Raw genomic sequence first — 4,401 nt, forward strand, 5'->3', positions numbered from 1 at the left:
CCGTGCTCCTGGTCGTCCTGATCCTGGTGCTCGCCACCCTGGCGCTGACCGGTACGCCGGTGCCGGACGCGCTGACGGTGGTTGCGACCGCCGCCTCGACCCGGCTGCTCACCCGCGGGCACCCGGGCGGCAACCAGCTCTACGGGCGGGGGCGCTGACCGTGGGACGCCGCGCCAACCCCGTTCCGGCGGGCACCGACCCACGCCTGCGGGCGCTCGCCCTAGCCCTGCGCCGGATGAAGGATGCCAGCGGGCTCACCTACACCGACCTCGCCGCACGCGCCGCGGCTCTCGGCACGCCCAAGGGCGCCGCGACCCTGAGCCAGGCCGCCGCCGGCCACCGGCTGCCCCGGCTCGGCACCGCCCTCGCGTTCGCCCACGCGGCCGCGGACCCTGCGGACGCCAAAGCCCAGCGCCAGGCCATGCAGGACATCCGCGATCTGTGGCAGGCGGCGGCCATCGGGCGCGCCGCCCCCCTGGCCTCCGAGCAAGCCCCGAAGGCCGAGAAGTACCGGCCCAGACGGACCTTGGGCAATCTGGCGCTGGGGCTGAGGAAGATGCGGGCCCGGGCGGGTCAGCCCTCTCTCAAGGCCATCCAGGACCTGTCGGAAGCGGCCGGGCACCGGGTGGCGAAGAGCACCGTTCACCTCATCCTGGTGGGACGCGTCCTGCCGACCCGGGAGCAGCTGGCCGCGCTCCTCACCGCTTTCGACGCGGCCGCGGGCGCTGGTCGAAGCGCGGTGCGCAGCCGGCGGAAGTGGATGGCGCTGCGCGACTCCGTCGAGTCCCGGACCCGTCCCGCGCCGCCCGTTCGCGTCACAGGCTACGGGTGCGTGGACGGCTCCCTCGACACGGTGTTGGAGCGTCAGCACCGCGAGGAGGAAGTCCTGCGGAAGATCGGCAAGCTCGCCCAAGACGAGAACAAAGACGACGACCAGGGCGAGTACCGCCTCGGCGTCGTCACCAGCCGTATCCCGTGGGAGTACATGGACGACGACGAGCTGGCCGCGATGGAAGAGGAAGCCCACGAGGCTCGCGAGGTTCTTGAGGCCGACCTGGCCCGGCAGGGCAGCCGCGACCTTCTCGCCGAGCTGCGCGCCCTGACCGGCGGCTAGCTGCTCGCGCGGCGGTTGCGCAGCTCCAACCCGGCCTGCTTGGCGTTCCGGGTGACGAGGGCAGCGGACAGCCCTGAGGCATCGGAGATGAGGTAGACGGGAACGGACCGGTCGGGGTAGACCGCGAGGACGCCCTCGAGGCGCATCGCACGCATCTTGGTGGCGGTGTCGTCGATCACCGCGAGCGGTTCGCGCAGCTGCTCGAGGAGGTCCATCGGCTCCAGGCCGGCTTCCTTGACGGCCTCCAGCGCGGCCTGGAGCTCCTGGGCGGCGGCGGCGAGTCGCTCGCCGGGGCTCGCCGCGGTGCGGCGCGTCTTGCTGCGCTTCGGCGTCGCGGCCGGCTCCTTGCCGCTCATCGGTCTCTCCTTCGTGCTGCGGTCCGGCCTGGGCCGGGGGTCGTCTATGTCTACCAGGGGCTGCGGGGGCTGGCGAACAGCGCGGCGTGCCCGCGCCCTGCGGGGCAGGGCGCGGGCACGGGCTCTACAGCAGGGTGCCGATCGCCTCGGCGGTCAGCTCGACCAGCAGGCGGGTGCTCTCGCCGGGCGGCTGGTGCACGCGCTGGGTGAACTGTCCGACCACGATGACCCGGTCGTTCGCCCGCAGGGTCTGCGCCGTCTTGTACGCGAGGTCCCGCCAGACGACGCAGCGCACGGTCAGCTGTTTGGCCTGCGGGTCGCGTGGCTGGCCGGGCTCGGCGAGCCGCGGGCGCTGTAGCAGGGTGAACTTCGCCCGGGCGAGCGCGCCGGGCGCCTCGTGGAACTCCGGGTCGCGCAACAGACTGCCGATCAGGGTGACGTGATTGGTGAGGTTCACCAGCGACCACCCTGGTGTGCGGCGTCCAGCTCGCGGGGGTCGGTGGCGGCTGCGGCGTCCAGGCAGCGGGCGATGCGCTGGAAGTGGCGGGCCGTCTCCATGGGGTGGTCGATGCGGCGCGGCCACCGGGGCAGGTCCCGCAGGGGCAGGGCGAGGCGGTGGGCTTCCTGGCGCAGGCTGCCCACCCAGTCCGGCACGTCGCGGGGCAGCGCACCGAGGTGGTGGCACATCCGCGCGAGGACGAGGTGGTCGGTGTCCCCGCGCCACGACCACAGTTCGGGGCTGGGGGTGTCCTTGAGGAACCACTGGAGCTCGCGGGCGAGCCGGTCGCGGCCGCGCACGTCCGGGTCGCGGCGGTCGAGGTGGCCGTCGTGCCACGGCAGGTGGGCGAGGCCGGGCCCGATCGTCTGGGTGGGGTCGAGGCGGATACGCCCGATCGAGCCGTCGATGGCGTAGTAGGAGGCGCCGTCCTCGCGCAGGAGGGCGATGCTCACCGGGGTGACGGCCTGGCCGTCGTCCTGGTAGGTGGTGACGGTGAAGACGCGCATGGGTCCTCTCATCGGGTTGCGGCGGGGTGGCCGGTGCGCGGCGCAGCGGGCGGGGCGAGTTCGAGCGCCTGCATGCGCTGCTCGAGGCGGTCGGCGCAGCGCTCGTAGGCGTCGGTGATGGCGTGGTTGCGGTCGGCGGCGAGGTCGTCCAGGCAGACGCGGATGCGCCAGGCGAGCAGGTCCTGCGGGGAGGTGTAGCGGGAGCGCGTGGCGGTGTGGTCGTCGCGGCGCACGTGCTCGGACAGGATGATCCAGCGGCCGGTGAAGGCGTAGTAGTGGATCCACAGGGTCCATCGGCTGGTGCCGGGCTCGGCGTAGGCGAAGCGGACGTCGCCACGGCCGGGGATCCATGTCCAGTCGCCGTCCTGGGCGTCGCGGTGGATCGGGTCGCCGTCGGGGGCGAGGACGGTGAAGCTGCGCGGGTGGACGTGCTGGAGGCCGGTGCCGTCGGGGGCGAGGAGGACGATGCACTCGGCGAGTCCGCCGAAGGGCCCGCCGGGGTGGCCGGCGCAGTCCTCGTTGGTGGTGACGGTGAAGATGCGGCCGTGCAGTTCGGTCTTGCTGCCGTGGTAGATGGCCCTGGTCGGTTCCACGGTGTGCTCCTGGTCTGGTGACGGGGCGGACGGTCGGAGCGGGCCCGGCGGCAGGGCAGTCCCTGCCGCCGGGCCCCTCGGGTTAGCCGAGCTCCGGGGAGAAGGGGTCGAGCAGCTTCCCGTTCTCGTCCGTCGGCGGGGTCCAGTCCATGAGGTCCTCCGGGTGCACGTGGCTCAGCACCAGTTCGTCACCGTCGAGCAGGTCGTACAGGTGCTGCTGCGCGCCGGTCTCGTCGGTGTACGTGTCGCAGGTGCTCGTACCTCGACGGGTGGTCAGCATCCGGTGCCGCAGGGACTCCACCCGTCCGAGGTACTCCACGGTCGATCCGTCCGCCAGGGCCGGGTGGGTTCCGTTACTGAAGGTCATCGTCGGTCTCTCCTAGGTCGGGCCGGGGGTTCGCGGTCCCCGGCTGGCGGTACCAGCCTCCCGCATAAACAGACCTAGGTCAATAAAGAAGACTCAAGTTCCTTCGACTGGGTTCGCGCGCTCCTCGGCTGCGGCCAGGTGCGGATCCAGGGCCCGTTCGACCAGGCCGTGGACCGCGCGCAGCGCCTCGTTCCAGCCCCGCGCCCACTCGTCGCTACCTCGCTGCCGCCCGAGTTCGGCGATGGAGGAGAGCGCGGCGAGCATGGCCGGCACCGGCAGCAGGACGACGCTCGTCGCCCCGTCGTGGCCGTGGATCGACTCGACATCGACAGCGTGGTCCCAGGCGACGGTGGAGCCGCGCTCGCCGCGCCAGCGGGTGGCCCCCGTGGACTTGGCGGCGGCCGAGAAGATGACGCCCTCCGCCACCACGCCCGTGCCGGAGACGCCGGAGACGTCGATGTCGCGGCGCAGCACGTACGGGGTGGGGGGCTCGGGCTCGAACTGGGCGATCAGCGCTGCAAGTCGGGCCGCGAGGCGGTTCACGCCGCCTCCCCCCTCGAGGTGTAGGTGCCCTTGGGGTCCTTGCGGGTCACGCTGCCCTCCTGCGGCATCTCGCGGCGGCCGTCGGCGAAGTCGCGGAAGCGTTCGTGGGCGCGGAAGCGCGGGACCCGGCACGCCGGCACGTCGATCCGCCCGCCGGTCTGAGGGTTGCGGGCGCTCCGGCTCGCGACCTCAACGGCCTGGAAGGTGCCGAAGCCGGTCACGGACACGCGCTCGCCGTCGACGACGGCGCGCACGATGGCGTCGAGGACGGCCTCGACGGCGCGGGCGGCGGGCTGCCGGCCTCCGAGCGCGGGGGCGACGCGGTCGATGAGGACGCGCTTGTTGACGGTCATGAGTCTGGCTCCTGGGTTCGATGTTGGACCCCGGGCCGGGGACGGTGTGCGGTCACGTCGCCCGGCCCGG

8 protein-coding genes are annotated in these 4,401 nt (G+C 73.1%); 1 reads left to right on the top strand and 7 read right to left on the bottom strand.

Going from position 1 to position 4,401, the window contains the following annotated elements; genetic code table 11:
* Nucleotides 1-235: 235 nt before the first annotated feature.
* Nucleotides 236-1,114, top strand: coding sequence for a hypothetical protein (locus J0670_RS31265; protein ID WP_207815239.1), 879 nt, complete (start codon nucleotides 236-238; stop codon nucleotides 1,112-1,114).
* On the opposite strand, the gene J0670_RS31270 is transcribed toward J0670_RS31265, so the two are convergent.
* From J0670_RS31270 to J0670_RS31300, 7 genes are all read right to left on the bottom strand, one after another.
* Nucleotides 1,111-1,470, bottom strand: a complete 360-nt coding sequence (locus J0670_RS31270; RefSeq protein WP_207815241.1) for a hypothetical protein — start codon at nucleotides 1,468-1,470, stop codon at nucleotides 1,111-1,113. The genes J0670_RS31265 and J0670_RS31270 overlap by 4 nt on opposite strands.
* A gap of 124 nt (nucleotides 1,471-1,594) precedes the next feature.
* Nucleotides 1,595-1,927 carry a single-stranded DNA-binding protein gene (locus J0670_RS31275; protein WP_207815243.1) on the bottom strand — a complete coding sequence of 111 codons (333 nt, stop codon included), beginning with the start codon at nucleotides 1,925-1,927 and terminating at the stop codon, nucleotides 1,595-1,597.
* The gene (locus tag J0670_RS31280) at nucleotides 1,924-2,475 is read right to left on the bottom strand and encodes a hypothetical protein (RefSeq protein WP_207815244.1); all 552 of its coding nucleotides are present in this window, start codon (nucleotides 2,473-2,475) and stop codon (nucleotides 1,924-1,926) included. Before J0670_RS31280 ends, J0670_RS31275 begins: the two co-directional genes overlap by 4 nt.
* Nucleotides 2,476-2,483: 8 nt before the next feature.
* The gene (locus J0670_RS31285) at nucleotides 2,484-3,068 is read right to left on the bottom strand and encodes a hypothetical protein (RefSeq protein ID WP_207815245.1); all 585 of its coding nucleotides are present in this window, start codon (nucleotides 3,066-3,068) and stop codon (nucleotides 2,484-2,486) included.
* An 82-nt stretch (nucleotides 3,069-3,150) separates the two neighbouring features.
* On the bottom strand, nucleotides 3,151-3,435 hold the full coding sequence (locus J0670_RS31290) for a hypothetical protein (RefSeq protein ID WP_207815246.1): 285 nt from the start codon (nucleotides 3,433-3,435) through the stop codon (nucleotides 3,151-3,153).
* Nucleotides 3,436-3,528: 93 nt separating this feature from the next.
* Nucleotides 3,529-3,978, bottom strand: a complete 450-nt coding sequence (locus J0670_RS31295; RefSeq protein WP_207815247.1) for a hypothetical protein — start codon at nucleotides 3,976-3,978, stop codon at nucleotides 3,529-3,531.
* On the bottom strand, nucleotides 3,975-4,331 hold the full coding sequence (locus J0670_RS31300) for an HU family DNA-binding protein (protein ID WP_207815248.1): 357 nt from the start codon (nucleotides 4,329-4,331) through the stop codon (nucleotides 3,975-3,977). The genes J0670_RS31295 and J0670_RS31300 overlap by 4 nt, the downstream gene beginning before the upstream one ends.
* Between the last annotated feature and the right edge of the window lie 70 nt (nucleotides 4,332-4,401).

Source organism: Streptomyces sp. FH025 (assembly GCF_017427025.1).
Classification (GTDB): domain Bacteria; phylum Actinomycetota; class Actinomycetes; order Streptomycetales; family Streptomycetaceae; genus Kitasatospora.